Raw genomic sequence first — 22,341 nt, 5'->3', positions numbered from 1 at the left:
CGGTATGAGCCGACATAGCGGGCGGGCGTTGCAGGGCGACGGGCATCTTGCCCAGTCGATCCACGACATCCTGACCACCCCAAAGGGGTCAACGGTGATGCTGCGGGACTACGGCTCGGACCTGCCCTTCATCATCGACCAGCCCTTGAACGGGGACACCCTCATTGACGTCTACCAGGCCACTGCCGAGGCGCTGGCCCTCTGGGAGCCACGCATCACGCTTGCACGGATACAGGTCACCGAGGCGCGCCCCGGCTATGCGGTTCTGGAACTGAGCGACCCCGACGGCAACCTGTTGCCCCTGCCCGTGGATCTGTCACCGGAGGCCAGCCAATGAGCGGCTTTACTGCCATCGACCACAGCAAACTTCCCGCGCCGGAAATCCTGCGCTCGGTCGGCTTTGACGTACTGTTCGCCGATATGAAGGCAGAGGCGATCCGCCTGGAGCCGGAGCTGGCGCCATTTCTTCAGCTTGAAAGCGAGCCGGTCACCAAATTGATCCGCGTCTTTGCCTATTACCGCCTGTTGGATCGTTTGGAGTTTAACGACGATGCGCGCGGCCTGCTGCTGGCACTTTCTACCGGCGCGACACTGGATCACCTCGGCGCGTTTTGGGGCGTTGGTCGCCTGACTGTTCAGGACGCCGACGACAGCACCATCCCGCCGATCCCCGAATTGATGGAAAGCGACGACGCATTCCGCCACCGCATCCAGCTATCTATGGAAGGCCGCAGCACCGCCGGGCCGCGCGGATCCTACATCTACTGGGCGCTGTCAGCGGCGGGCGGCATCAAAGACGTGGACGTGGCGGCGCCCGCCTTTACGCGCCTGCAAATCGCGCCCGAACTGGCCGCGCAATTGCCTGCCGGTGCCCTGGTGCTGGGCGTTCTGGATGATGCCGGTTTGGTGGATCCGATGCCGGGTGACGTGGCCATTACGGTATTGAGCCAAACCGGCGATGGCAGCGCTTCAAACGAGGTTTTAAGCGCCGTTGAAACCTCTGTGAATGCCGAAGACGTCCGCCCGGTCACCGACAACCCGCGCCCGCGCAGCGCCGGTATTCTATCCTATGAGATCACCGCGGAATTGACCCTGAAGGACGGCCCCGATCGCGCCTTGGTTTTGGCCACCGCGCAAGCCTCACTGGCCGACTACATCAACCGCAATCACCGGCTTGGTCACGACGTCACGCGCGGCGCAATCTATGCCGCGCTGTTTGTCGAAGGTGTGCAGCGCGTGAATCTCATCAGCCCTGCCGCCGACATCGAGGTTGGAGACTGGCAAGCGGCCTATTGCGCGCCCGAAGACGTGTCCCTGACCGTTGGGGGGCAGCATGTCTGACCAGCCGTCCATCCTGCCACCAAACAGCACATCGCTGGAGCGGTCCCTGGAGCGGCTGATCCAAAGCACACGCCCGGATCTGTCGCCCGTTGCCACGCTGATGAACCCTGATACCTGCCCCGCCGATTTGCTGGGCTGGTTGGCCTGGGCGTTCTCGGTGGATGTCTGGGAGCCGTCCTGGGATGAGGCGACCAAACGCCGGGTGATCAAGGCCGCGCTCGAGGTCCACCGTCGCAAGGGCACGATCACGGCACTGCGTCGCGTTTTGGAGGGCATCGTCGGTCAAATCAGCATTGCTGAACCGCGCAATGACGCACGCCTTGCGCCCCACGCTTTCGCGCTCTCCCTTGCCCCCAATCAGGGGCTGCAAGCCGCCAGCTATGCGGAGCTGATCCGTGTTGTTGAGAGCGTGAAACCCGTGCGGTCACGCCTGAGCGCAATCCGCGTCACCCGATCCGCAGTGACCACGTTCTACAAGGCCACCGCCCTGCACAGCGGAACACATCTGCGCGTTGGTATCCGCTTTCGCCTGAAGGTCGCACCGACCTACCGGACCATCGGTGCGGCACTGCACCAGGTCAAGCGCACCGAGATCCGCCCGGCACGGCCCAGCATTGCCGTCGCACCTGCCCAGCTCATGCGCGGCACCGCCGCCCACATCACCGCCAAAACCACCATTCAACCGAGGTCAATCTGATGGCGAATTTTTCCGGCACAGTCACCACCGCCGCAGGCGACAACCTGCAAGCCAAGGCCCAGATCGGTCAGCCCCTGGAGTTCACCCGCGTTGCCCTGGGCGACGGCGCGGAACCGGCAGAGATCAAGCCACTAAACGCTCTGGTCAATGAACGGCTATCGCTTGGCATTCAGTCGATGGAAGTTCTGGGCGATGGCACATCACGCATCCGCGCCTTTGTCACCAATCAAGGGCTGGCCGAGGGGTTCTATATCCGCGAGCTGGGTGTGTTTGCCCGCGATCCGGCTACCGGTGACGAGCACCTTTATGGCTACACCCATGCCGCCGATACGCCGGATTTTATGCCTGCTGAAGGCGGCGCAACCGTGATTGAACAGACTTTTGATCTGATCACCATGATTGGCCAGGCCCAGACCGTCACGGCCCAGATTAATAAGCTGCTGACCCTCGCCACCAAACAAGACCTGAACGCGCTGGACCCCCGCCTGTTGCCCGAAGGCGCACCGACACCGGGGGCCATGCTGCAAGGCGGCCCTAACGGCAGCACCAAATGGGTGTCGCCCTCTGACGCGCTGTCCGACACCGAACACCTCGCCATGATTGCAGGAGCCTGAACCCATGAGCATCATCCCAAGCCGTTTTCTGGCGCATGTCACGCAAGCCGGTGTCGCCATGCCTCCGGTTCCGGCGGATCACACCCGCCATATTGCCACCATCCAGACCAGCAATGACGCGGCATCCGGCGTTATTCTGACCTGCGAAATCGACGCAGGCGGCGAGACCTATAAGGTGACGCCCGCCCAGACCATCACCGAGGGCGACGCCCGCGCCAGTATGGTCGGCCCCGGAACCCTCTTGGCCGGTGACGTGCTGCGCTTTGTTGCCAGCGACGATGCCGCCCTTGATGTCTGGGTCAGCTATCATGACCGTCCGGTGCCCGCATGAGACGCGTTGTCGGACATGACGGCGCGTTAAGCAGCCCGCTGCTGTCGCTGGGCAGCGCCGGTCAGGCCGGGGGCGGCGGCAGCATAGGTGCGGCGACCGGCCTCTTTCGGCGACAGCTGTCTCTTTCGGGCATTGTTGGTAGCCCAAGCCTCAGCATCCTGAAGGGCATCTGTGTCGTCCCAGACGCCACCGGAGGCGGCAAATTGATCGTGTCATCGGAGGATACCGGCGGTGCCCTCATCGTCTACGATATCCGAAACTGGGAAGATCTTTCGGATCCTGCCAATTCGGTTGTGAGCCATGGGCAAGTCTCGCCCGGAAACCGAATGATGGTGGCCGCTGCTGATGGATCGCATTTTGCATTTTTCGGATCTGCCTCTCCGATCAGCGTGTACCGGCTGACCACCCCTTGGGACGTCAACACGATGGTGTTGGACTGGTCCGTGGGAAATCCGATTTCACATGCCAGCAAATATGCCTGTTTTGCCCGCGACGGCGGCTACTTGCTGCGTTTTCGCCAAGAGACCGGGTCGCCGGATTACATCAGCTATCTCGACAAGTGGAACGCCGCCAGCCCTTGGGTTTTCTCCGGCATTGACACCGCGACCCCCGATCAAAGCGTGCTTGTGCCCAGCGAGATAAAGAACAACGGCGGTGCCGGAATTTTCATGCCTGCGGACGATGAGCTGTGCTGTTTCAATTCGTCAGACGTCGGTCTTGGTTACGGGGTGCAGACCCTGAGATTTGGCACCAATGGCGACTTGGACACGCTGACCTATCAAGGGCAGCGCCCGGATCCGCATAACTCCAGCAGCGAACAATTCGCCTATGCCCCTGACCGAACGCTCTGGCTGGTTGAGAACCGGGGCTACCTCACCGAGCAATATTAAGGAGGCCATTGTGAGCCAATACACGCTGAATGGCGCGCGTCCCGCGTCTCTTCCTCAAAAACTGCGCCTTCCCAATGGTCGCTGGCGGACTGCCCCCTACACCGAGGCGGATCTGACGGCTGCGGGATATGCACCGGCCCCGGCTAAACCCGCCTATGATCCGGCCACCGAGCGGCTGGACTGGCAGGATGGCAACTGGACCGTTGAACCGCTGCCGCCCCGCGATCCGGTCTACCTCCCCCTGACCAAGCTGGAAGCCATGACCCTGTTCCGGCACATCACCGGCATGGATGACGCTGGTGAACTGGCCCTGCGCGAGGCTGAAAACGTCAAGTTGCTGTGGATGAAATGGGAAACCGATGTGCCTCAGAGCATCCACCGCGACAACCCAGTTGTCGGCTTCTTTCTGGATGAGCTGATCGACAAGGGCCACGCCACCGCCGAACACAAAGCCGCCATGCTGGCCGCCTGGCCAACCGAGGGCTGATCACATGGCCCATTCTTCCCGAACCCAACCAAAGGAGGCTCACAATGCCTGACATGTTTCTTCACGGGGTCGAAGTCCTTCGCATTGACGACGGCCTCCGCCCGATCCGCTCGGCCAAAAGCTCCGTTATCGGGCTTGTCGGCACCGCGCCCGATGCGCCCCTCGGCTTTCCCCGTAATAAGCCGGTTCATTTGAAAGGCCCGCGCCACGCCAGTGAGCTGGGCGTCGGCGGCACCCTGCGCGATGCCTATCTGGCGGCCTATCAGAACGGCGCAACCGAGGTGGTTGTTGTAGCGGCCCCGGAAGGGGAAAACGCGGCTGCAACCAAGGCCAATGTGGTTGGCGATCCGACCACCGGAACCGGCGTCTTTGCCCTGGAACATGCCCGCAGCGTTTTGGACATGACCCCCCGGATCACGGCGGCACCTGGTTTCACTTCTGGCCTGCCCGGTGAGGGCGTCAATCCGGTTGTGTCCAATCTCATTACCCTGGCGGAAAAGACCCGCGCCGTGGTGCTGAAGGACGGCCCCAACACCACCGAAGAAGACGCAAAGTTGGACCGGCAGAATTACGGCTCCGACCGTCTGTTCATCATCGACCCAGCGGTGACCGCGTTTGACACCGACAGCGCCAGCAATGTGACCCGCCCGGCATCGGGCTATGTCGCGGGGTTGATTGCCAAGAATGACGTGGAAAACGGCTATTGGCATTCCCCGTCAAACAAGATCCTGCGCGGCATCAACGGCACCGCGCGCCCGGTTGGGTTCCACATCAACTCGGCGGCGACCGAAGCCAACCGGATGAACGAGGCCGAAGTCGCCACGATCATCCGCAACAATGGGTTCCGTCTCTGGGGTAACCGCACGACCTCAGCAGATGCGCAATGGGCGTTTCTGTCGGTTGTGCGGACGGCTGACATCGTGGCCCAGAGCATCGCCGAAGCCCACGATTGGGCCATGGACCGCCCGCTGTCGGCGCAGCTCATCATGGATATTCGCGATGGTGTTCTGGCCTTTGGCCGGGGCTTGGTTCAGCGCGGTGCCCTCTTGGGTTTCAACTGCTGGATGGACGCGGAACTGAACACCGAGGCCACCCTGAAAGCGGGCAAACTGTATCTGGATTACGACCTGGAGCCGCCCGCCCCGCTGGAACACCTGATTTTCCGGGGCCACCGCAATGGCGCCTATTACGACGACCTCGTTTCCGGCGTGAAACAGGCAGCATAAGGAGGCTGAACGATGATCCAATACCCCCGCAAAATCCGCAATTTCGGCGCGTTCGTGGACGGGCGCAGCTATTGCGGGCGCGTCACCGAAGGCAAGCTGCCGGAACTGAAACTCCAGCTTGCCAATCATCGCGGTTCCGGCATGGACGGCACCGTTGCCCAGGACATGGGCATGGAGGCTTTGCGCTGTGAGCTGACATTGGCGGAATGGCCGCCGGAGCTGATCAAGATGTTTGGCACTCGCAAGCGGCTGACACTGCGCCCCGGCGCGATGGGCGAAGAAGACTTTTCCTCTGACACCTATGTCGCCACCGTTGGCGGTCTGTTCGCCGTCACCAACTTTGCCGACCTCAAGCCCGGTTCTGACGTACCAATGAAGCTCACGCTTGAAGCCGACTATTTCCGCATGTTGCACGATGGCGAAGAACTGTTCGAGATCGACGTGCGCGCGGGCAAGCGCATCATCGGCGGCGTTGATCAACTGGCAAGCCTGCGCGCCTCAATGGGTTTTTAAAGCAGCATTTAAGACCCCTTGAACACCCCCGCAGGGCGGCTCATCTGCCCTGCCCTCTCTCCTACTTTTTTGAAAGCCTGACCCATGAGCCAGACCCAAAAACTAAACGCTGTCACCCTGTCCTCGCCCGTTACCATCGACGGCGAAAAGATCACCGAAATCACCCTGCGCCGCCCCTCGCCTGGGGAACTGCGCGGCCTGTCGATGGTGGATATTCTGCGGATGGAAGTTGACGCCATGTTCAAACTGCTGCCCCGCATCACCCAGCCGCCGCTGTCGCCTGTGCAATTGTCCTCTGAGTTAGCACCGGAGGACTTCACAGAACTGGCGACGAAAACCCTGCTTTTTTTCGCGAAGAAAGAACAGTTGGAGGGGCAGCTTCTGGAACTGGAGGCGAGCCCCTAAAACTGCCCGAATTTGTAGAGGACGCGATGGCGGATATCGCCCTCGTGTTCCACTGGCCCCCGGATGTGATGGACAGCATGAGCATCGAGGAGCTGGCTATGTGGCGGGAAAAAGCGCGCGAGCGATCCGAGGCCCAGAACGGCGCGCAGCAATAGGCTGATATTGGAGTGAGTGGCATGGCCACAGGCGATCTGAACATTGCCCTGATCTTGAAACTGGTCGACCAGGTATCGGCCCCGGCGCGGCAGGCAACTGCGGCGCTGGACAAGATCGGCCACGTCACCGAACAGACCGGGCGCCGTGGTGTGGAATGGGCCAATCAACAGCTTGAAGCCAACAAGGCGCGCCGCTCTGCCCTGCAAGGCGAGGTTCTGGGGTTGGCCGCATTGGGCGGCACCCTGCTCGGCCTGACCGAACCCGCCATTCAGGCCGAGCGGCGTTTGGCCGAAGTGTCCAAGGTGGTGTCATTCAAGGACGCCGATGGGCTGAATATCCTTCAAACGCAGATCCGCGAATTGGTGACCTCTGGCGGGTTGGCTGCCACTGCCGAAGGCATGACCGATATCATCGCCGCCGCTGGCCGGATGGGCGTGGTAGAGGAAAACCTGCCCGACGATGAGAAGCGCCGCCAGTTGCTGGAATTTGCCACTGACGCCGCGAAGATGAGTGCCGCATTTGGCATCACTGCCGATGAGGCCGGAACGGCGCTGGCGCGGTGGCGTCAGAACCTGAAACTGACCCACACGGAAGCCATGGTTCTGGGCGATACCGTGAACCTGCTCGGCAATACGATGGCGACCAGCGAGGCCGACATTCTGGCCGTGATCAACCGGCAAGGCACCGTTGCCAAATCCGCCGGTCTTGCCGCCGATGAAATCGCCGCACTCAGCGCCACATTGCTGGCCGCAGGCGCGGCCCCGGAAGTGGCCGCAACCGGGCTGAAGAACTTCACCAACGCGCTGACCCGTGGCGGCAATGTCACCAAACGCCAACGCGCTGTCTATAAGGCCCTCGGCCTAGACCCGGAACAACTCGCAAAAGACATGCAGGACGATGCAACCGGCGCCATCCTGAAGGTGATCAAGTCGTTTGACAGCATCCCGGTTCATCAGCGCAATTCGATGGTCGGCATTCTCTTTGGTGAGGAAGCCAAGGGCGCAATCACCCCCCTGATCACCAATGTCGAAATGTTGGAAACCGCCTTTGCCAAGGCCACCGACACCGCCAGCCTGCTCGGGCTGATGGAGGAAGAATATAGCCGACAGGCGGCCACCACCTTTGTGCAGCGCCAGCGCCTTCTGGAGTTTGCCAAGGGGCTGGCCGTTGTCGTCGGCACTGCCGTTCTGCCGCAGATGAATGAGCTGATGGCCGCGCTGATGCCGATTGTGGCTGCGATGACCGATTGGGCCGCCGCCCACCCCGCTCTGATCAACGGCGTGATGAAAGCGGCACTCGCACTGTTCAGCTTGCGGGTCGCATCCATTGCCCTGCGCTGGTCGCTGTTCTCGATCCTGCCGGTGTTCCTGCACATCATCCGGGCGGGCAGCGGCTTACTGATGTTGGCGCCACTTCTGGCGCGTGGATTGCTGGCGCTGTTGAACCCGCTAAAGCTGGTACGCGGCGCGTTGATCGCGATCCGTTGGGCGTTTCTGGCCACCGGCATTGGCGCGCTCCTGGCCGGTGTCGCGATGGCGGGCGTGTGGATCTACAACAACTGGTCCGGCCTTGGCGCATTCTTTACCGGATTCTGGGAAGGGTTCCGTGCCGCCCTTGGCCCCGCCGCGCCAATGCTGGACGCAATCATCCAGGCCGCGCGTGATCTTTGGGAGTGGTTTAGCAATCTCTTGGGGCCGCTGGACGCCAGCCGCGACGCCTGGACGTTCTGGGGCACCGATGCCGGGGCCGCGCTTGGTCAAATGGTGGCCTCGCTGTTTGAATGGAACGGCAGCTTAGGCCGGGTCATTGCCTCAGCCGCAGCCCTCTATGCGGGCTTTGCTGCGTTGCGCCTGATCTGGTGGCTACCCATGGCCCCCATCTTCGCGGCGGGAAAACTGCTGATGTGGGTTGGCAAAGGTCCACTTTTGTTGCTGCTGCGCGGGGTCAAACTGCTGAGTGGTGCCTTTGTCCGCCTCGGCGCTCTGACCATGGCCAATCCCATTGGCCTGGTCATCGCAGCCGTCGCCGCACTTGCCTATGTCGTTTATGACAATTGGGACAAGATAGTCGGCACCGTCACCGAGAAAATAGAACTGGTGCGCGCGGCCTTTGACGAGGGGCTAATCAAAGGGGTGTTTAAGCTGCTGGCCGAGTTCAACCCCTTCACGCTGGCGATAGAGGGCGCCATCGGGCTGGTGGCCTATGTCATGGACCTGTTGGGCGTCCCGCAGCAGATCATCGCCAAGTTCCAAGAGATCTCTCTTTTTGCCAGCGGCGTCACGTTGATGAAATCGCTCTGGGACGGCATGGCCTCAATCGTGGATCAGGCGGTGACGTTCATCACCAACAAGCTGGCCAATCTCAAGCCGCAATGGCTGACAGATCTGCAAGCCTGGGCCAGCGGCGATAGCCCCACCGCCAAGGCAGCGACCGGCGACGGGCGTGAACGCTCGCCCAAAGCGCATCCCCTGAGTGGACAGCGAGACGCGGGCGGGCCGGTGCGCGCAGGGATGCCCTATCTGGTCGGGGAACGCAGCGCCGAGATCTTTGTGCCTGGCGTATCCGGCAGCATCCTGCCCACGCGGGTTCTGAAGGCGGCAATGGCGGCGACCTCGCTGTCGATCCCAGCGGCCGCCGTCGCAGGCCCCGGCGACATCCAGCGCCAGATTGACCCGCGCCCGGCCCTGTCGGCGCAAGACGCCGCACCGCAGATCACCCGCCAAGGCGACACGATCAATATCACCATCGCACCGCCGCAGGGCACCGATGAGGCCGCGATTGCGCGGATGGTGATGCAAGAGCTGAACCGACGGGAAAGCGCGCGCCGCGCCGACTTGCATGACGGATTGGATTACTGATGTTGAGCATGGTCATGATGGCCCTTGGTGGCTTTCGCTTTGGTATGGGCGGGGATTCCTACCAGCAGTTTGCCCGCACCGCCGCTTACCGCTGGGAAAAGGTGAATCGGATCGGACGTGCCCCGGCCCTTCAGTTTACCGGACCAGACGCCGAGGAACTGCGGCTTGAAGGGGTGATTTATCCCCATTTCAAAGGCGGTTTACGACAGGTTGAAATGATGCGCCTACAAGCCAAAGTGGCCAAGCCCATGATGATGGTCGATGGCCTCGGCTGGGTCTGGGACCGCTGGGTGATCACCCATGTTGAGGAACGCAAAAGCGTCTTTCTGGCCGATGGTGCCCCGCGCAAAATTGAGTTCTCGCTAACCCTGCAAGCCTATGGCCAGGACAATGGCGTCCTGTCCTCATTCCTCGGGGGGCTGTGATGCAGACCTACCGCACCAGCGAGGGCGATATGATCGACGAAATCTGCAAGGATCACTATGGCCGCGAGGACATGACCGTTGCCGTTTATGAGGCCAATCCGGGGCTGGCGCGGCTTGGCCCTATCCTCCCCAAGGGGGTGCTGATCGCCCTGCCCGATCCGGCCCCGGCCCCCGTCCGCAAGCCGCTGCGCCTCTGGGGCACGTCATGAAAGTTGCTTATCAGATCATCGCCGATGGTGAGGATGTCACCGGCAATTTTGCCGACCGCCTGATCGGTCTGACCGTCATTGATGAGGCGGGCAGCAAATCAGACCGGGCCGAGATCACGGTGGACGACCGCGACTATGCCATCGCCCTGCCTGAAACCGGCGCCGCGTTGCAAATCTCGCTTGGCTTCACCGGTGATCTGGTGGAAATCGGGCGCTTTGTGGTGGATGAGCTGAGCGGCAGCATTGCGCCGGATATCATGACCATTGGTGCCAAGGCCGCAGATATGCTGAGCGGTATCCGGGCGCGCAAATCCCGGTCCTGGCGCAACGTCTCCCTTGCCGACATCATCACCAAGATTGCGGGCGAACACGGGCTGAAACCGGTGATCAGCGACAGCCTGAAATCCCACCGCTATGCCTATCTGGCGCAGACCACCGAAAGCGACCTCAACTTCCTGACCCGCCTGGCCAAGGATCTGGACGCCGTCGCCAAGCCAGCGGGCGGTGCTCTGGTTGTGGCCAAGCGCGGAGAAAACAAGGCCGCTGATGGCTCTGCCCTGCCGGTGTTTGAGGTGAACCGCGCACAGATGTCGTCTTGCGATTGGCAACTGAAAGGACGCGGTAAATATGGCTGCGTCATCGTGGAATGGACCGACCTTGGCAGCGCTGAGATCCGCACCTGCAAGGCCGGAGACAAAGAACCCAAGCTGAAGCTGCGCCACCGTTACCCGAACGAGGCAGAGGCACAGCGCGCCGCCGACGCCGCCCTATCCCGCGCCGCCCGCGCCAGCGGCTCTGTTAATGTTCAGCTCGGCGGCTTCTGGGGTGATCTGATGGCCGAGGCCAAGGTCAACCTGACCGGCATCAAACCCGAACTGGAGGGCGAATGGTTGATCACCAGCGTCACCCACCGCCTCGACACCACACTCACAACCAGTTTCAAAGCAGAACGCGACAACGAGAAGGCCAAGAAATAGATCTCGCGCTGAGATCAGCCCGCACGGTACCGAACCGTTTCAACGGCAGTAAGAAGCACGGCGTATTCGGGACTTCGCCGCCGGGGTCTCCAAATGACGATATCGCCCACCAGAATAGCGGCGACAATCTAGCGCGTGGCCCGCAGCGATAACCGCCGCCCCTATATCTTGGCCTTCAGCATAGCAGACACCAATGTAGCGGTCATAGGAACGTTCGCCATTCAGGCTGCATTCAATACTCTTACCGGCAAGGAAGTTGACCATCCAACGCCTGGCGTCCTTCCCGGCTCTCGTTTTCAACTCTGGCGCATCTACGCCCTGTAGTCGAACTGGTGTTCCGTCAACCACGATTGTGTCAGCATCGCGCACCCGTAGCCCAGCAGCCGAAGCGGGAATTGAAACCACAAGAGCGAGCGCCACAGCAATTGCTGGTCTCATCGCGACCGCACTGGATAGTCTCATTCTGCTAAGCCCTAGTATTTAAAACTGTTGCCCTCTCGTAGCATCGAACCCAGCCGCGAACAGCCTAAAGTTGCTGCCTCCGCTCCCATCCCGACTTGATATGGGTCAGTTTAATGCCGCACGATCCATGCAATTTATAGGTGATTCATTTTCCGGGGGGGAAACCATGCGCAAATTCATAAACGTTCTGGCAGTTTTCGCAGTCGTTGGTGTTGGGGACATCGCAGTTGCGGCTGATCTGAACCACAGCATGTCCGATCTACAAGAAAGTACCAACCCAGCAGCCTACACAGCGGCAACTTGGGAGCGCCTTCGTGCGCTTGGCATCGACACTGAGGCAACGATCTGGAATGCCGCCTGCTGTAAGACATGCCGCAAGGGGAAAGCCTGTGGAAACTCTTGTATCAGCCGCAGCAAAGCCTGTCGTAAGGGCCGAGGGTGCGCTTGTGATGGATGACAAAAGCCCTTTTTCTTCAGAAATCATGGCCCATGGTAAAGGCAGCCACAGCCCATATCGGACAAAGGCCACCTACACCGAACGGCAGGAAGTGACCGTATTACTGCCATCGCGAACCGATCACCGGAAATTCATGGGACAGACCGACCAATGATGTCAGCAGCAATGCAGGTTCTAGATCCCACATTGATTCTGACTAAATGAGAATCTAACCAATTTTGTTGCCCCAATGTTCCCTATCGCTTAGACAGGAACAGAACTTCTGACAAAAGAACTCATTGATCAAATGGCCGACACTCAAATTGAATGGACCGATGCGACATGGAACCCGGTTGCGGGCTGCTCGATCATGTCTGCTGGATGTACGAACTGTTACGCCATGAGTATGGCAAAGCGGCTCGAGGCAATGGGAGTGGACAAATACAAAGGCCTTACGAGGAAGTCTGGCAAGCGGACCATTTGGAACGGCGTCGTCCACGAAGACCATAAATCTCTCGACATCCCCAAGAAGTGGCGCAAGCCGCGGAAGATATTTGTAAACTCCATGAGTGATCTCTTCCACCCAAATGTGTCGGAAGCATTTGTGGCCAAGGTGTGGGAAGTGATGCACTCCACACCGCATCACCACTATCAAATTCTCACCAAACGCCCTGATAGAATGGCCGACATATTGTCACGGATTTGTCCGATGCCGTTAGAAAATGTTTGGCTCGGAACAAGCGTCGAAGGACAAGCTGTTGTTCATAGAATTGATGAGCTCAGAGCGGTTCCAGCATCAATCCGCTTCATTTCGTTTGAACCGCTGATTGCCTGTGTCGGGGATATTGATCTGACTGGGATTGATTGGGCAATCGTAGGTGGGGAGAGTGGCAAAGACGCGCGACCCATTAAAGAAGTTTGGATCGATGATATCCATCATGCTTGCCGACTGTATGAAACGGCCTTTTTCTTCAAACAGTGGGGCACTTGGGGTAAAGACAACAAAAAGCGATCAAAAAAACTGAATGGCCGCGACTATCGAGGGCGAACTTGGGATGAAATGCCACCTCAAGTTCAACCTTAAAATTTATTAATTTTGCCTTCTACTTTTCGACCTCCAAAGAGGAAATATCATTGACCAAATGGTGACGCGTGTCTAAAGAAAATAATTTCAAATGGAAAGTTGGCGAACCGCTACCTGGCATCGAAGCTCATACAGAGAGAAAACTTGAAGTTATTGAGCAGTATTTGGATGTCTATTTTGATACGGTGACTGCCAATCGCCGCATGGAAACACTCAGAATAACTATTGTTGATGGCTTCTGTGGCGGAGGGCTTTATCAAAGGGGTCATGAAACAAGGTATGGCAGCCCCTTTGCGCTATTGAACGCGGTAGAAAGAGCAAAAACTCGAATCAATGCCGAGCGGCACAAGCCGCTGGAAATTGTAGCGCACTTCTATTTTAGTGATGCAAATGCTTTGCACATGGCGGCTCTACGCCATGAACTGTCCAAGAGTGAATTTTCGGAGCAGGTTGGTGACACCATTGTGTTGCAAACGGGAGAGTTTGAAGTGTTACTCCCACGAATAATTGCGGACATAAAAAAACGTCAAAGACAAGGGCGAAGCTTCTTTGTCCTGGATCAATGGGGATACGTTGACGTCCCAGTAACTTGCCTTCAACAGATTTTTTCCAACTTGGATAAACCAGAGGCCATTCTCACCTTTTCGATCGATGCGTTGTTAAACTATTTGCGGACGGATGGAAGCGGCCTGGAGGGGCTGAGACAGTTTGGCATTTCGGAGGAGTTCGTCTCTACCTGGCAAACGCTTAAGGACGATGAGAAATTCGGTCGAGCAACGGCTCAGAGAACGGTAATGGAAAACCTTCGCAAAAATAGCGGAGCACATTTTTTCACTCCCTTTATGATGTACTCAAAAACTGACAAGCGCTGGATGTTGTTGGCGCACCTTTCAAAACACCAAGCCGCTCGGGATAAAATGCTTTCCGTGCATTGGGATAAGCAAAACCATTTCCGTCATATTGGCAGAGGGAGTCTGTTCGAACTTGGTTTCGACCATCGACTTATAGAAAGCAAAGAATCTCTATTTTCCTTCCGCGATGAGGACGAGGTTACGCTGCTGGGCGAACTTGAAAATGAGCTTCCAAAGCGAGTCATGGACAACATGACCGATGACATCCTCACTGTGGAGCAGTTGCTATCGCAGATCGGAAATCTTACTGCTGCCCAAAACGATATGATTTTCAAAGTGCTTCAAAAACTTTCTTCGGACGGTGAGATTGAAGTCGGAAAGAAAGATGGAGGCAAAAAGAAAGCAAGCACGAGGGTTGAAGTATCTGACATTTTGATCCGACCCAGCCAGAGAACGCTTTTCACCAAGTTCTAACAAAAATCGGGGCCTTCTTGTAATTTTAGATCATTAGCTTGAAGCGAAAATTGAACGTCGTTTCTTCCGCAATGTGTGAGCTGACCTACGGCGTAAATTCGCGAGCGCAGCGAAGCTCTATAATGCGAGCGGCATGCACGGCGAGATTGGTTGGCGTGGCGTGCCTCCTGTAGGCAGATCGTGTGACTGTGCAGCGCCTGTTTTCTGCGCTGATGGGCGATACTGTCGGTGGGCAGTATGCTCGTAGTGATCCGCTACGCGTTTACTGTCTGGCAGCATAGGCTGCGCGCCAAGTCCAGCTCCCACGTCGCGTTAGCTTCGTGCGCCGCTAAAACCGCTATTTAGCACGCTGTCCAACTTCAAAAAAATTGCTGCAACTTGAAGTGTCCGAGTTTGCAAACGGAAGTGTCCCGCTACAGCTACAGCTACAACTAAATTTAATCATCAAAATCAAATACTTAACCCCACGCCACACCCAGTATGTGAAAAAGATTTACATCAAGCCTTGAAACCAAGCCCGGGGACTCCGATATTCCATAATGTGAAGCGCATTTACATAGACGCCGCACCTTGCAACGTTAACCTGGAGACCCCGATGACGAGTTATACCTCAACCGCCCCGCAGCCGTCCGAACAGGGCTGGTTTTCCCGCAGCGAATCCTGGCTGGACAGCAAGGGCAAAGGCGCCTGGATCGCAGCGATGGTCCTTGGCTTCGTGTTTTTCTGGCCGGTTGGCCTGGCCCTCTTGTTTTACATGATCTGGAGCAAACGTATGTTCTCAAAATCCTGCAGCACGCGCCGTAAATCCTGGGCCCGCCATGGTATGTCGGCGATGACCCCGTCCGGCAATAGCGCCTTTGACGCCTACAAAGCCGACACATTGCAGCGCCTGGAACAGGAGCAGCATGATTTCGAAGCCTTCCTGCAGCGCCTGCGCGCCGCGAAGGACAAATCCGAATTCGATGAGTTCATGCATGAGCGCGCGCTGCAGAACGACGATGAGGCTATCGAAATCGACGACGAGAACGACGACGACAGCGGCTCCCGTCGCAGCAAGCGTCACTGACCTCCGCCGCCCCCCCCCGCCTCGCCCCATCAGGGGCGGGGCAAATGCGCACCCAAACCGCCGCCGCCTCTCGCAGGCTACAGCCCCCAAAAACTATCCCGAGATAAAGCCAGAAGGAGGCTTTGATGACCGCCCTGCCCGACCCGGACTATCAGGCCGATTTTTACCAGTTTGTTGCCTCAAAACGCCTGTTCGCCTGGCTGATGGACAGCGTATTGATCACGCTTCTGGCCAGTGTCGCGGTGGTTTTCACCGCCTTTACCGGGCTGTTCATCTGGCCTCTGCTCTATCTGGTCATCGGCTTCATCTACCGCGCGGTCACCATCGCAGCAGGCTCCGCCACCTGGGGGATGCTCATCGCAGGGATTGAGTTGCGGGACCTCTCAGGGCGCAAGCTTGATGGTCAGGGTGCGTTGCTGCATACCGCCGGATATTCGATCTCAATGGCCTTTCCGGTGCTGCAGATTATCTCGATCCTGATGATGCTGATGTCTGCGCGCGGTCAGGGGCTGACGGATGCGGTGCTTGGCACGGTGATGCTGAACCGGCGCAGATAACCGGCAAGCTGAGCTACAGGACAACGGCCCAAAACGCGGACCCAAACAGACAATCAAAATCTGTAAACCTTAATCGAAACTGGCCTCTTGGCGCATGGCGGCGGCGTTGCTATCATCGAAGCCAACCTAGTGGCCAGAGTGCCCCGCTCTGTCAGCGCACCAGCGCGACAACGGGGCTTTTTGCGCCAAGACCAAACGGACACCCACCCGCCTGATGCGCCATACTCTGCCGATTGCCCCACAGTTCTACGTGACTGCGCCGCAGCCCTGCCCCTATCTGGCAGATCGGATGGAGCGTAAGCTGTTCACCGCACTTCAGGGCGACGGGGTTGAACAGCTTAACAACAGCCTATCACAACAGGGCTTTCGCCGTTCCCAGAATGTCCTCTATCGGCCGTCCTGCTCGGACTGCTCCGCCTGCCTGTCGGCCCGGATCAATGTTGCCGACTTCAAAGCGAGCCGTGGTCAGAAACGAACTCTGCGACGCAATTCCGAACTGGAGCGGCGCGCCACCTCTCCCTGGGCGACGGAAGATCAATACGCGCTGTTCCGCACCTATCTGGACAGCCGCCATGCCGATGGCGGGATGGCCGATATGGATGTCTTTGAATACGCTGCCATGATCGAAGAAACGCCGATCCGCAGTCGGGTGGTGGAATACAATCATCGCGAGACCAATGCGCTGACCGCCGTATCGCTCACCGATGTGCTCGAGGATGGGCTGAGCATGGTCTATTCCTTCTACCAGCCCGATCTGCCACAGAATTCACTTGGCACGTTCATGATCCTAGATCATATCGAAATCGCGCGTGAGGCCGGGTTGCCTTATGTTTACCTCGGCTATTGGGTCCCGGGCAGCGCCAAGATGGGCTACAAGGCGAAGTTCACCGGACTTGAGGTCTATCACCGCGGTGCCTGGCAGCCGATGACCGACCCCGACGCCTTCGACGACACGGCGCATCCCCTGTCGACCGATCCGATCGCAGAACAGGTCGCCAATATCCACCTGCCGGATTCGCGCAACCACAGCAGGTAACACGGTGCAGACCCTCCACGCCGTCACCCTTGTGATCCCCGACTACGACGAGGCGATTGCGTTCTATTGCGGGACGCTTGGCTGGCAACTTGCCGAGGACATTGACCAGGGGCGCAAACGTTGGGTGCGGATCCTGCCGCCCGGTGCCAGCCAAGGCAGCCTCATTCTGGCACGCGCAGACAGCGCTGCGCAGCAGGCAATTATTGGCAATCAATTTGGTGGGCGCGTCGGATTGTTCCTGTGCACCGACGATTTCACCCGCGATCACGCCGCGATGCTGGCCGCAGGTGTCAAGTTCGAGGAGGCGCCGCGCCACGAACCCTATGGCTGCGTCGCTGTTTGGCGCGACCCATTCGGCAATCGCTGGGATCTACTTCAGCTTACCTGAGCAGGTGCACGCACCCGTCTTCTGGTCTGAAATATGCCATGGTGATTGCCCCCATGGCACAGAGAGACAGCGCCCCTCCACAACATCCTGCAGGCATAAGAAAGGGCCCTCCGCGTGGAGGGCCCTTTGATCTGACGATTGAGACGAGATCAGTTTGGCATCAGCGCCGGCACGATGGTCACGATCGACGGGAACATCCAAAGGATTCCCAGACCCACCACCTGGATCAGCACAAACGGCAGGACCCCACGGTAGATATGCGCCGTTGTCACCTCTTTTGGGGCCACCCCACGCAGATAGAACAGCGCAAATCCGAAGGGAGGCGTCAGGAACGACGTCTGCAGGTTCACTGCCACCATGATGGTCACCCACTTCGGATCGAAAGACCCGCCATAGATCACCGGCCCCACAATGGGGATCACGATGTAGATGATCTCAAGGAAGTCCAACACGAACCCTAGGATGAACAGCACCACCATCACGATCAAAAAGACCTTCAACTCGCTGTCAAAGCTCTTCAGGAACTGTTGGATATAATGCTCCCCTCCAAAGGAGATCACCACAAGGTTCAACAGCTGCGAGCCGATCAGGATGGTGAACACCATCGATGTGACCTTGGCCGTCTCGCGCACGACCGGGGTCAGAACCCCGCCCTTGAACAGCACCCAGCAGCCATAAAGCAGACCAAACAGCGCAAACAGATAGGCCCCGTAGGCCACGCCAAAGGCGATGACCGTTTCGGCCGACACGCCGCTCCGACCGTTGATACGCAGGTCAAAGTTCACGCCCACCAGAATACAGATGGCCACCGCAAAGGTTGCCCAGATGATGATCTTGCCGGATTTGCCCTGATCCTGAAGCTTGCGGTAAGCCGCCAGCATAATGGCGCCACCTGCCCCCAGCGCCGCAGCCGGCGTCGGGTTGGTAATACCGCCCAGAATGGACCCCAGCACCGCAACGATCAGAATCAGCGGCGGGAATACAACCCGGATCAGATCGTTTCTGGCACTGCGTCCCGCAGCGATCCTGCACCCGTAAAGGGCCAGAAGCGTCGGCAGCGCGATCAGCAGAACGGTGATACCCGGGCTGGTGGTCGGAGCAATTGCCACAACATCTACCAACGCGATCAGCAGAACACCAATCGCACCAAGGATCAGCGGCTTGGGATCAGACGAAGGCGAGACGCCACGCCCCACAGCAAGAACCAGCCCCATCAGAACCATCAGCACGGTCAGACCGGTGCCGATTGGCGCTGCGGCGTCAATCTTGGCGATCTTGGCAGCTTCCAGCTCTTCCTCTGTCAGCTTGGTTGCTTGGGTCACGCCGCCAGCCGCATCAATTGCGTCCTGTTCGGTAACCGCCGCGTCCCAGGCCTCCTGACCATGCAGGTCAATCATCGCCGCCTTGCACTGATCACCAACGTTGGTGCGCAGCGCTGCGGTCTGACCTGCATCGGAGAAGGCCGAAACATTGACGTTCTGGCTGCCGATCAGGTTCACCTGGCCAAGCAACATAGCACCTGCAATCAGCGCGACCGGTACACCAAGGAACCAGGTCAGGCCTTCACCACGGGTGATTGGCTCACCGGTGCCGCCTTCCAGAACCACCGCAGGGGCTTTTTCCGGATTCAGCAGTGCATAGCCAAAGGCATAGAGGGCATAGAGCAATGCCAGCATGATGCCCGGCAACAGTGCCGCCTGAAACAGGGTGCCGACCGACACAACCGCAGGCTCCCCCAGATAGGTCAGCGCGTCAGAACAACCGAACTCCTGCGCGCGGGCTTCCTGCGCGGTGGAGTAGAGATCCCCCGCCAGTGTGCCCAGCAGAACGATCACGATCGACGGCGGAATAATCTGGCCGAGTGTCCCGGAGGCCGCAATCACCCCTGTCGCCAGCTCTGGCGAATAGTTGTTGCGCAACATGGTTGGCAGCGCCAGCAGGCCCATGGTCACAACGGTTGCACCCACGATCCCTGTTGAGGCTGCCAAAAACGCGCCTACAACCACAATCGATACCGCCAGACCGCCGGGAAGCGGGCCAAAGACGCGCGCCATGGTGGTCAGAAGATCATTGGCGATCTTGGAGCGTTCCAGCGTGATCCCCATCAGAACAAACATCAGCACGGCCAGCAGGGTCTCAATCGACGCCCCCGCCAGAACGCGTTCGTTCATCCGGTTCACAATGAAGGAGATGTTGCGGTCCATCGCAACTTCCCAGCCTTGTGGGAAGACGGCCTCGGCGACGCGTGGCAGGTCGGGGTATCGGAAGACCGAAACAGAATCCGGCTTCACGCCGGAATTCACCAGATCCCGATAGACCTGCGACGAGGTATCGATGGCCTGGTGAACAAGGATCCCGGCGCTGTCCAGCGCCGCAATGATCCCAAAGGAGATGACCCCGGCACCGCCGATGGCAAAAGCCACCGGAAAGCCGGAGAGAATACCGCCAAAAAGGCAGAAGAAGACAATGATCAGGCCGATTTCAACGCCATCAAGTCCGAATAGCATGGGGGCTGTCCCTTATTTAATGCGCGCCTTCATAGGCTTCTTCACCTTCACCAAGGCTGTCCTTGTCGAGGTGTTTATTCTCACTGCCGGGGCCTTCCACGAACTCAAGGAACGAGCGGTAGAAAAACGCGATGGCATGCAGGAAGACGATACCGGCGAAGATCACCAGCAGGATCTTGAACAGGAAATACCCGTTGAACCCGTTGGGGCTGAAACCGATGGTTTCCACGTTCCAGCGCAGGGCACGTGACTTCATCACCAGCCGGTCCAGAGTGTCAGAGGCAGAGGGTTTTGGCACGATCAGATGGCGCCACAGGAAGAACCAGCCATACATCCACGTCAGCACCGCGGCAGGCATCATGAAGATCAGCGATCCCAGCATGTCCACAACGCGTTTGGCGCGGAAGCTGATACCGGAATAGATCAGATCCACCCGTACATGACCGCCCTGTACGAACGTGTAGGTCACGCAAAGACAGACCACCAAAGCATTGTAAAGCTTCAGTTCTTCGGCGAACCAGCTGATGTCTTTTTCCAACGCGATCCCCAGACCAAAGCTCATATCCGGGCGCGCAAACACCCGCTGCATGAACACGATCACAATCTGCTGCAGTACCATCAGCAGGCCCGCCCAGGCAAACAGTCGACCCAGCGTGTTGGCAAAGCCCTCCAGCCCGCGCACGACACCCCACATGATGGAATGGCGATAGATGCCGACAGCCGTCAGCACCAGAAACGCGGTGAACACCACAAAGAAGAACTCAACCGACCCGCCATAGTAGACAAACCGCATGACGGAGGCCTTGTCCGACCAATCGAGCCAGAGCTGCGGGTTGGCGACGGCATAGCCGAAATTATAAAAGGCGCCCGCGATGTTCTGGACCAGCCAGATCAGGCCGCCCAGTAAGGCTCCAAAAAAGGAAACGCCACTTTCGTCCTGCATTTTTCCCTCGAATAAATGCGTGCAGCGCAGGCCTTTTGATTGTCATCTTTGGGATAAAATCAGGCGCGCACGGATCATTGGACCCGATGGGCATAGATGGTCACGACCATCCCTGCCGGCTGCAATTGCGAAAGGATCCCCCGCCGCTGCGGAGGATCCGATTGAAACCACTCGAAGAGGGTTAGCCCAGAACGCGGTCGCGCTGAACGCGATAGGCACCTTCGGATTTGGTAATCCAGCCGGAGGAGGCCTTCATGGACTCTTCGACGCTGCCGCGGATTTTCGCGAACAGCTCATCGCCCATGAACTCGTCCAGGGTTTCCTTGGTCGCGGAACCGAAGGCATCCCAGACGCTGTCAGGGAATTCCAAGGTCTTCACGCCACCGGACTGCAGGCGCTGCAGCGCTGCACCGTTGTTGTTCATGAACTGAGCCAGGCTCCACTGGTGGCCAGCGGCGGACGCCATTTCAATGACCTTCTGGTGCGCAGGCGACAGGCCTTCGAACACATCGCGGTTGGTGGCAACCGACAGTGCCGCGCCCGGCTCGTGGAAGCCAGCGGTGTAGTAGGTCTTGGTGATTTCCTGGAAGCCGGCTTTCTCGTCCGCCCAGGGGCCAATCCACTCGGTGCCGTCAATCGCGCCGGAGGACAGCGCCTGATACACTTCAGAACCAGGGATGTTCTGCACGGAGGCGCCCAGTTTACCCAGAGCCTTGCCGCCCAGACCCGGCATCCGGAATTTCAGGCCGTTGAAATCTTCGGGGCCCTTGATTTCCTTGTTGTACCAGCCGCCGGCCTGTGGGCCAGTGTTGCCGCCGATGAAGGACTTAAGGCCGAAAATCTGGCCCAGTTCGTCATGCAGCGCATGGCCGTCACCATGGTAGTACCAGTTGGTCAGTTCCTGCGGGGTCATGCCAAAGGGCACGGCGGTAAAATAGGCATAGCCCGGGTGCTGGCCGGTGAAATAATAGTCGGCACCATGGTACATGTCGGCCTGGCCTGCGGTCACGGCGTCGAACACTTCGAACGCGCCGACCAGCTCGCCTGCGGCTTTCACATCAACGGTCAGGTCGCCACCGGACATGGCAGTGATCGCATCGGCAACATACTGCGCCGAGTCATGCACGCCTGCGAGGCCACGACCCCAGGTGGTGACCATGGTCAGGGTGCGCTTACCCTGTGCATAGGCTGGTGCGGCCAGAGTGGTTGCTGCAGCGGCGCTGCCCCCCAGCGCGGATGTCTTCAAAAAGGAACGACGATCCATAGGTTTCTCCTCCCATTTAATTGGATTGCCTTGGGTCTGCGCCCAAGGCGGGTCTTGTCGAGTGGGGCAAGCCTAGCCGCACCCTGCGTCATGTGAATACCTACTACTGCGTAGAAAACCGCAATTTGGCCAAATTTTTTGGCC

General features: G+C 58.8%; 26 protein-coding genes. 22 read left to right on the top strand and 4 right to left on the bottom strand.

Annotated features, from left to right (window positions below; all coding sequences use genetic code 11):
• The first annotated feature begins 4 nt into the window (after positions 1-4).
• The 15 genes from INHI_RS0105930 to INHI_RS20865 all read left to right on the top strand — a co-directional run bounded on the left by INHI_RS0105930 (position 5) and on the right by INHI_RS20865 (position 11,129).
• Positions 5-337 (top strand): GPW/gp25 family protein, encoded by a 333-nt coding sequence (locus INHI_RS0105930; RefSeq protein WP_254656854.1) that lies wholly within the window; start codon positions 5-7, stop codon positions 335-337.
• A complete protein-coding gene (locus tag INHI_RS0105925; protein ID WP_027247055.1) occupies positions 334-1,341 on the top strand; it encodes a baseplate assembly protein in 1,008 nt (335 codons plus the stop codon). The genes INHI_RS0105930 and INHI_RS0105925 overlap by 4 nt, the downstream gene beginning before the upstream one ends.
• Positions 1,334-2,038, top strand: a complete 705-nt coding sequence (locus tag INHI_RS20700; RefSeq protein WP_051338948.1) for a phage tail protein I — start codon at positions 1,334-1,336, stop codon at positions 2,036-2,038. The genes INHI_RS0105925 and INHI_RS20700 overlap by 8 nt, the downstream gene beginning before the upstream one ends.
• The gene (locus INHI_RS20350) at positions 2,038-2,652 is read left to right on the top strand and encodes a phage tail-collar fiber domain-containing protein (protein WP_051338947.1); all 615 of its coding nucleotides are present in this window, start codon (positions 2,038-2,040) and stop codon (positions 2,650-2,652) included. Before INHI_RS20700 ends, INHI_RS20350 begins: the two co-directional genes overlap by 1 nt.
• Positions 2,653-2,656: 4 nt before the next feature.
• Positions 2,657-2,983, top strand: a complete 327-nt coding sequence (locus INHI_RS0105910; RefSeq protein ID WP_027247054.1) for a hypothetical protein — start codon at positions 2,657-2,659, stop codon at positions 2,981-2,983.
• The gene (locus INHI_RS0105905; RefSeq protein ID WP_027247053.1) at positions 2,980-3,873 is read left to right on the top strand and encodes a hypothetical protein; all 894 of its coding nucleotides are present in this window, start codon (positions 2,980-2,982) and stop codon (positions 3,871-3,873) included. Before INHI_RS0105910 ends, INHI_RS0105905 begins: the two co-directional genes overlap by 4 nt.
• A gap of 10 nt (positions 3,874-3,883) precedes the next feature.
• Positions 3,884-4,360 (top strand): hypothetical protein, encoded by a 477-nt coding sequence (locus tag INHI_RS0105900; protein ID WP_027247052.1) that lies wholly within the window; start codon positions 3,884-3,886, stop codon positions 4,358-4,360.
• 44 nt (positions 4,361-4,404) lie between these two features.
• A complete protein-coding gene (locus INHI_RS0105895; RefSeq protein ID WP_027247051.1) occupies positions 4,405-5,586 on the top strand; it encodes a phage tail sheath C-terminal domain-containing protein in 1,182 nt (393 codons plus the stop codon).
• A 12-nt stretch (positions 5,587-5,598) separates the two neighbouring features.
• A complete protein-coding gene (locus INHI_RS0105890) occupies positions 5,599-6,099 on the top strand; it encodes a phage major tail tube protein (protein ID WP_027247050.1) in 501 nt (166 codons plus the stop codon).
• An 84-nt stretch (positions 6,100-6,183) separates the two neighbouring features.
• The gene (locus INHI_RS20345; protein ID WP_036766940.1) at positions 6,184-6,504 is read left to right on the top strand and encodes a phage tail assembly protein; all 321 of its coding nucleotides are present in this window, start codon (positions 6,184-6,186) and stop codon (positions 6,502-6,504) included.
• Between the two features lie 26 nt (positions 6,505-6,530).
• A complete protein-coding gene (locus INHI_RS20870) occupies positions 6,531-6,659 on the top strand; it encodes a GpE family phage tail protein (protein ID WP_081698684.1) in 129 nt (42 codons plus the stop codon).
• A gap of 21 nt (positions 6,660-6,680) precedes the next feature.
• Positions 6,681-9,518: a phage tail tape measure protein gene (locus INHI_RS0105875; protein WP_027247049.1), complete on the top strand. Its 2,838-nt coding sequence runs from the start codon at positions 6,681-6,683 to the stop codon at positions 9,516-9,518.
• Positions 9,518-9,943: a phage tail protein gene (locus INHI_RS0105870; protein WP_051338946.1), complete on the top strand. Its 426-nt coding sequence runs from the start codon at positions 9,518-9,520 to the stop codon at positions 9,941-9,943. The genes INHI_RS0105875 and INHI_RS0105870 overlap by 1 nt, the downstream gene beginning before the upstream one ends.
• A complete protein-coding gene (locus tag INHI_RS0105865) occupies positions 9,943-10,152 on the top strand; it encodes a tail protein X (RefSeq protein WP_027247047.1) in 210 nt (69 codons plus the stop codon). The genes INHI_RS0105870 and INHI_RS0105865 overlap by 1 nt, the downstream gene beginning before the upstream one ends.
• Positions 10,149-11,129 (top strand): phage late control D family protein, encoded by a 981-nt coding sequence (locus INHI_RS20865; RefSeq protein ID WP_027247046.1) that lies wholly within the window; start codon positions 10,149-10,151, stop codon positions 11,127-11,129. Before INHI_RS0105865 ends, INHI_RS20865 begins: the two co-directional genes overlap by 4 nt.
• Before the next feature lie 39 nt (positions 11,130-11,168).
• Here the strand turns inward: INHI_RS20865 and INHI_RS20860 are convergent, their stop codons facing one another.
• The gene (locus INHI_RS20860; RefSeq protein ID WP_254656902.1) at positions 11,169-11,567 is read right to left on the bottom strand and encodes a thermonuclease family protein; all 399 of its coding nucleotides are present in this window, start codon (positions 11,565-11,567) and stop codon (positions 11,169-11,171) included.
• Between the two features lie 413 nt (positions 11,568-11,980).
• On the opposite strand from INHI_RS20860, the gene INHI_RS21055 reads away from it, so the two are divergent.
• The 7 genes from INHI_RS21055 to INHI_RS0105820 all read left to right on the top strand — a co-directional run bounded on the left by INHI_RS21055 (position 11,981) and on the right by INHI_RS0105820 (position 17,483).
• Complete coding sequence (locus INHI_RS21055; RefSeq protein ID WP_155805568.1) at positions 11,981-12,202, top strand: hypothetical protein; 222 nt, start codon at positions 11,981-11,983, stop codon at positions 12,200-12,202.
• A 132-nt stretch (positions 12,203-12,334) separates the two neighbouring features.
• Positions 12,335-13,111: a DUF5131 family protein gene (locus INHI_RS0105850; protein WP_027247045.1), complete on the top strand. Its 777-nt coding sequence runs from the start codon at positions 12,335-12,337 to the stop codon at positions 13,109-13,111.
• A 68-nt stretch (positions 13,112-13,179) separates the two neighbouring features.
• Positions 13,180-14,436: a three-Cys-motif partner protein TcmP gene (locus INHI_RS20340; RefSeq protein ID WP_036766938.1), complete on the top strand. Its 1,257-nt coding sequence runs from the start codon at positions 13,180-13,182 to the stop codon at positions 14,434-14,436.
• 595 nt (positions 14,437-15,031) lie between these two features.
• Positions 15,032-15,502 (top strand): DUF2852 domain-containing protein, encoded by a 471-nt coding sequence (locus INHI_RS0105835; protein ID WP_014875014.1) that lies wholly within the window; start codon positions 15,032-15,034, stop codon positions 15,500-15,502.
• Positions 15,503-15,627: 125 nt separating this feature from the next.
• Positions 15,628-16,059 carry an RDD family protein gene (locus INHI_RS0105830; RefSeq protein WP_014875015.1) on the top strand — a complete coding sequence of 144 codons (432 nt, stop codon included), beginning with the start codon at positions 15,628-15,630 and terminating at the stop codon, positions 16,057-16,059.
• Positions 16,060-16,273: 214 nt separating this feature from the next.
• Positions 16,274-17,095 carry an arginyltransferase gene (locus tag INHI_RS0105825; RefSeq protein ID WP_014875016.1) on the top strand — a complete coding sequence of 274 codons (822 nt, stop codon included), beginning with the start codon at positions 16,274-16,276 and terminating at the stop codon, positions 17,093-17,095.
• A 4-nt stretch (positions 17,096-17,099) separates the two neighbouring features.
• Positions 17,100-17,483: a VOC family protein gene (locus tag INHI_RS0105820; protein ID WP_014875017.1), complete on the top strand. Its 384-nt coding sequence runs from the start codon at positions 17,100-17,102 to the stop codon at positions 17,481-17,483.
• 149 nt (positions 17,484-17,632) lie between these two features.
• Here the strand turns inward: INHI_RS0105820 and INHI_RS0105815 are convergent, their stop codons facing one another.
• The 3 genes from INHI_RS0105815 to INHI_RS0105805 all read right to left on the bottom strand — a co-directional run bounded on the left by INHI_RS0105815 (position 17,633) and on the right by INHI_RS0105805 (position 22,197).
• On the bottom strand, positions 17,633-19,990 hold the full coding sequence (locus INHI_RS0105815; RefSeq protein WP_014880354.1) for a TRAP transporter large permease: 2,358 nt from the start codon (positions 19,988-19,990) through the stop codon (positions 17,633-17,635).
• 16 nt (positions 19,991-20,006) lie between these two features.
• The gene (locus INHI_RS0105810; protein ID WP_014875019.1) at positions 20,007-20,933 is read right to left on the bottom strand and encodes a TRAP transporter small permease subunit; all 927 of its coding nucleotides are present in this window, start codon (positions 20,931-20,933) and stop codon (positions 20,007-20,009) included.
• A 181-nt stretch (positions 20,934-21,114) separates the two neighbouring features.
• Positions 21,115-22,197: a TRAP transporter substrate-binding protein gene (locus INHI_RS0105805; RefSeq protein WP_014875020.1), complete on the bottom strand. Its 1,083-nt coding sequence runs from the start codon at positions 22,195-22,197 to the stop codon at positions 21,115-21,117.
• Positions 22,198-22,341 lie beyond the last annotated feature (144 nt).

This window comes from Phaeobacter inhibens DSM 16374, from assembly GCF_000473105.1.
Classification (GTDB): Bacteria; Pseudomonadota; Alphaproteobacteria; order Rhodobacterales; family Rhodobacteraceae; genus Phaeobacter; species Phaeobacter inhibens.
This window is presented reverse-complemented; position numbering and strand designations above follow the sequence as displayed.

What these genes read in the sequence shown, in the direction of transcription:
- INHI_RS0105930 (WP_254656854.1), top strand. Translation starts at nt 5, where the DNA reads ATGAGCCGACATAGCGGGCGGGCGTTGCAGGGCGACGGGCATCTTGCC.
- INHI_RS0105925 (WP_027247055.1), top strand. Translation starts at nt 334, where the DNA reads ATGAGCGGCTTTACTGCCATCGACCACAGCAAACTTCCCGCGCCGGAA.
- INHI_RS20700 (WP_051338948.1), top strand. Translation starts at nt 1,334, where the DNA reads ATGTCTGACCAGCCGTCCATCCTGCCACCAAACAGCACATCGCTGGAG.
- INHI_RS20350 (WP_051338947.1), top strand. Translation starts at nt 2,038, where the DNA reads ATGGCGAATTTTTCCGGCACAGTCACCACCGCCGCAGGCGACAACCTG.
- INHI_RS0105910 (WP_027247054.1), top strand. Translation starts at nt 2,657, where the DNA reads ATGAGCATCATCCCAAGCCGTTTTCTGGCGCATGTCACGCAAGCCGGT.
- INHI_RS0105905 (WP_027247053.1), top strand. Translation starts at nt 2,980, where the DNA reads ATGAGACGCGTTGTCGGACATGACGGCGCGTTAAGCAGCCCGCTGCTG.
- INHI_RS0105895 (WP_027247051.1), top strand. Translation starts at nt 4,405, where the DNA reads ATGCCTGACATGTTTCTTCACGGGGTCGAAGTCCTTCGCATTGACGAC.
- INHI_RS0105890 (WP_027247050.1), top strand. Translation starts at nt 5,599, where the DNA reads ATGATCCAATACCCCCGCAAAATCCGCAATTTCGGCGCGTTCGTGGAC.
- INHI_RS20345 (WP_036766940.1), top strand. Translation starts at nt 6,184, where the DNA reads ATGAGCCAGACCCAAAAACTAAACGCTGTCACCCTGTCCTCGCCCGTT.
- INHI_RS20870 (WP_081698684.1), top strand. Translation starts at nt 6,531, where the DNA reads ATGGCGGATATCGCCCTCGTGTTCCACTGGCCCCCGGATGTGATGGAC.
- INHI_RS0105875 (WP_027247049.1), top strand. Translation starts at nt 6,681, where the DNA reads ATGGCCACAGGCGATCTGAACATTGCCCTGATCTTGAAACTGGTCGAC.
- INHI_RS0105870 (WP_051338946.1), top strand. Translation starts at nt 9,518, where the DNA reads ATGTTGAGCATGGTCATGATGGCCCTTGGTGGCTTTCGCTTTGGTATG.
- INHI_RS0105865 (WP_027247047.1), top strand. Translation starts at nt 9,943, where the DNA reads ATGCAGACCTACCGCACCAGCGAGGGCGATATGATCGACGAAATCTGC.
- INHI_RS20865 (WP_027247046.1), top strand. Translation starts at nt 10,149, where the DNA reads ATGAAAGTTGCTTATCAGATCATCGCCGATGGTGAGGATGTCACCGGC.
- INHI_RS20860 (WP_254656902.1), bottom strand. Translation starts at nt 11,567, where the DNA reads ATGAGACCAGCAATTGCTGTGGCGCTCGCTCTTGTGGTTTCAATTCCC.
- INHI_RS0105850 (WP_027247045.1), top strand. Translation starts at nt 12,335, where the DNA reads ATGGCCGACACTCAAATTGAATGGACCGATGCGACATGGAACCCGGTT.
- INHI_RS0105835 (WP_014875014.1), top strand. Translation starts at nt 15,032, where the DNA reads ATGACGAGTTATACCTCAACCGCCCCGCAGCCGTCCGAACAGGGCTGG.
- INHI_RS0105830 (WP_014875015.1), top strand. Translation starts at nt 15,628, where the DNA reads ATGACCGCCCTGCCCGACCCGGACTATCAGGCCGATTTTTACCAGTTT.
- INHI_RS0105825 (WP_014875016.1), top strand. Translation starts at nt 16,274, where the DNA reads ATGCGCCATACTCTGCCGATTGCCCCACAGTTCTACGTGACTGCGCCG.
- INHI_RS0105815 (WP_014880354.1), bottom strand. Translation starts at nt 19,990, where the DNA reads ATGCTATTCGGACTTGATGGCGTTGAAATCGGCCTGATCATTGTCTTC.
- INHI_RS0105810 (WP_014875019.1), bottom strand. Translation starts at nt 20,933, where the DNA reads ATGCAGGACGAAAGTGGCGTTTCCTTTTTTGGAGCCTTACTGGGCGGC.
- INHI_RS0105805 (WP_014875020.1), bottom strand. Translation starts at nt 22,197, where the DNA reads ATGGATCGTCGTTCCTTTTTGAAGACATCCGCGCTGGGGGGCAGCGCC.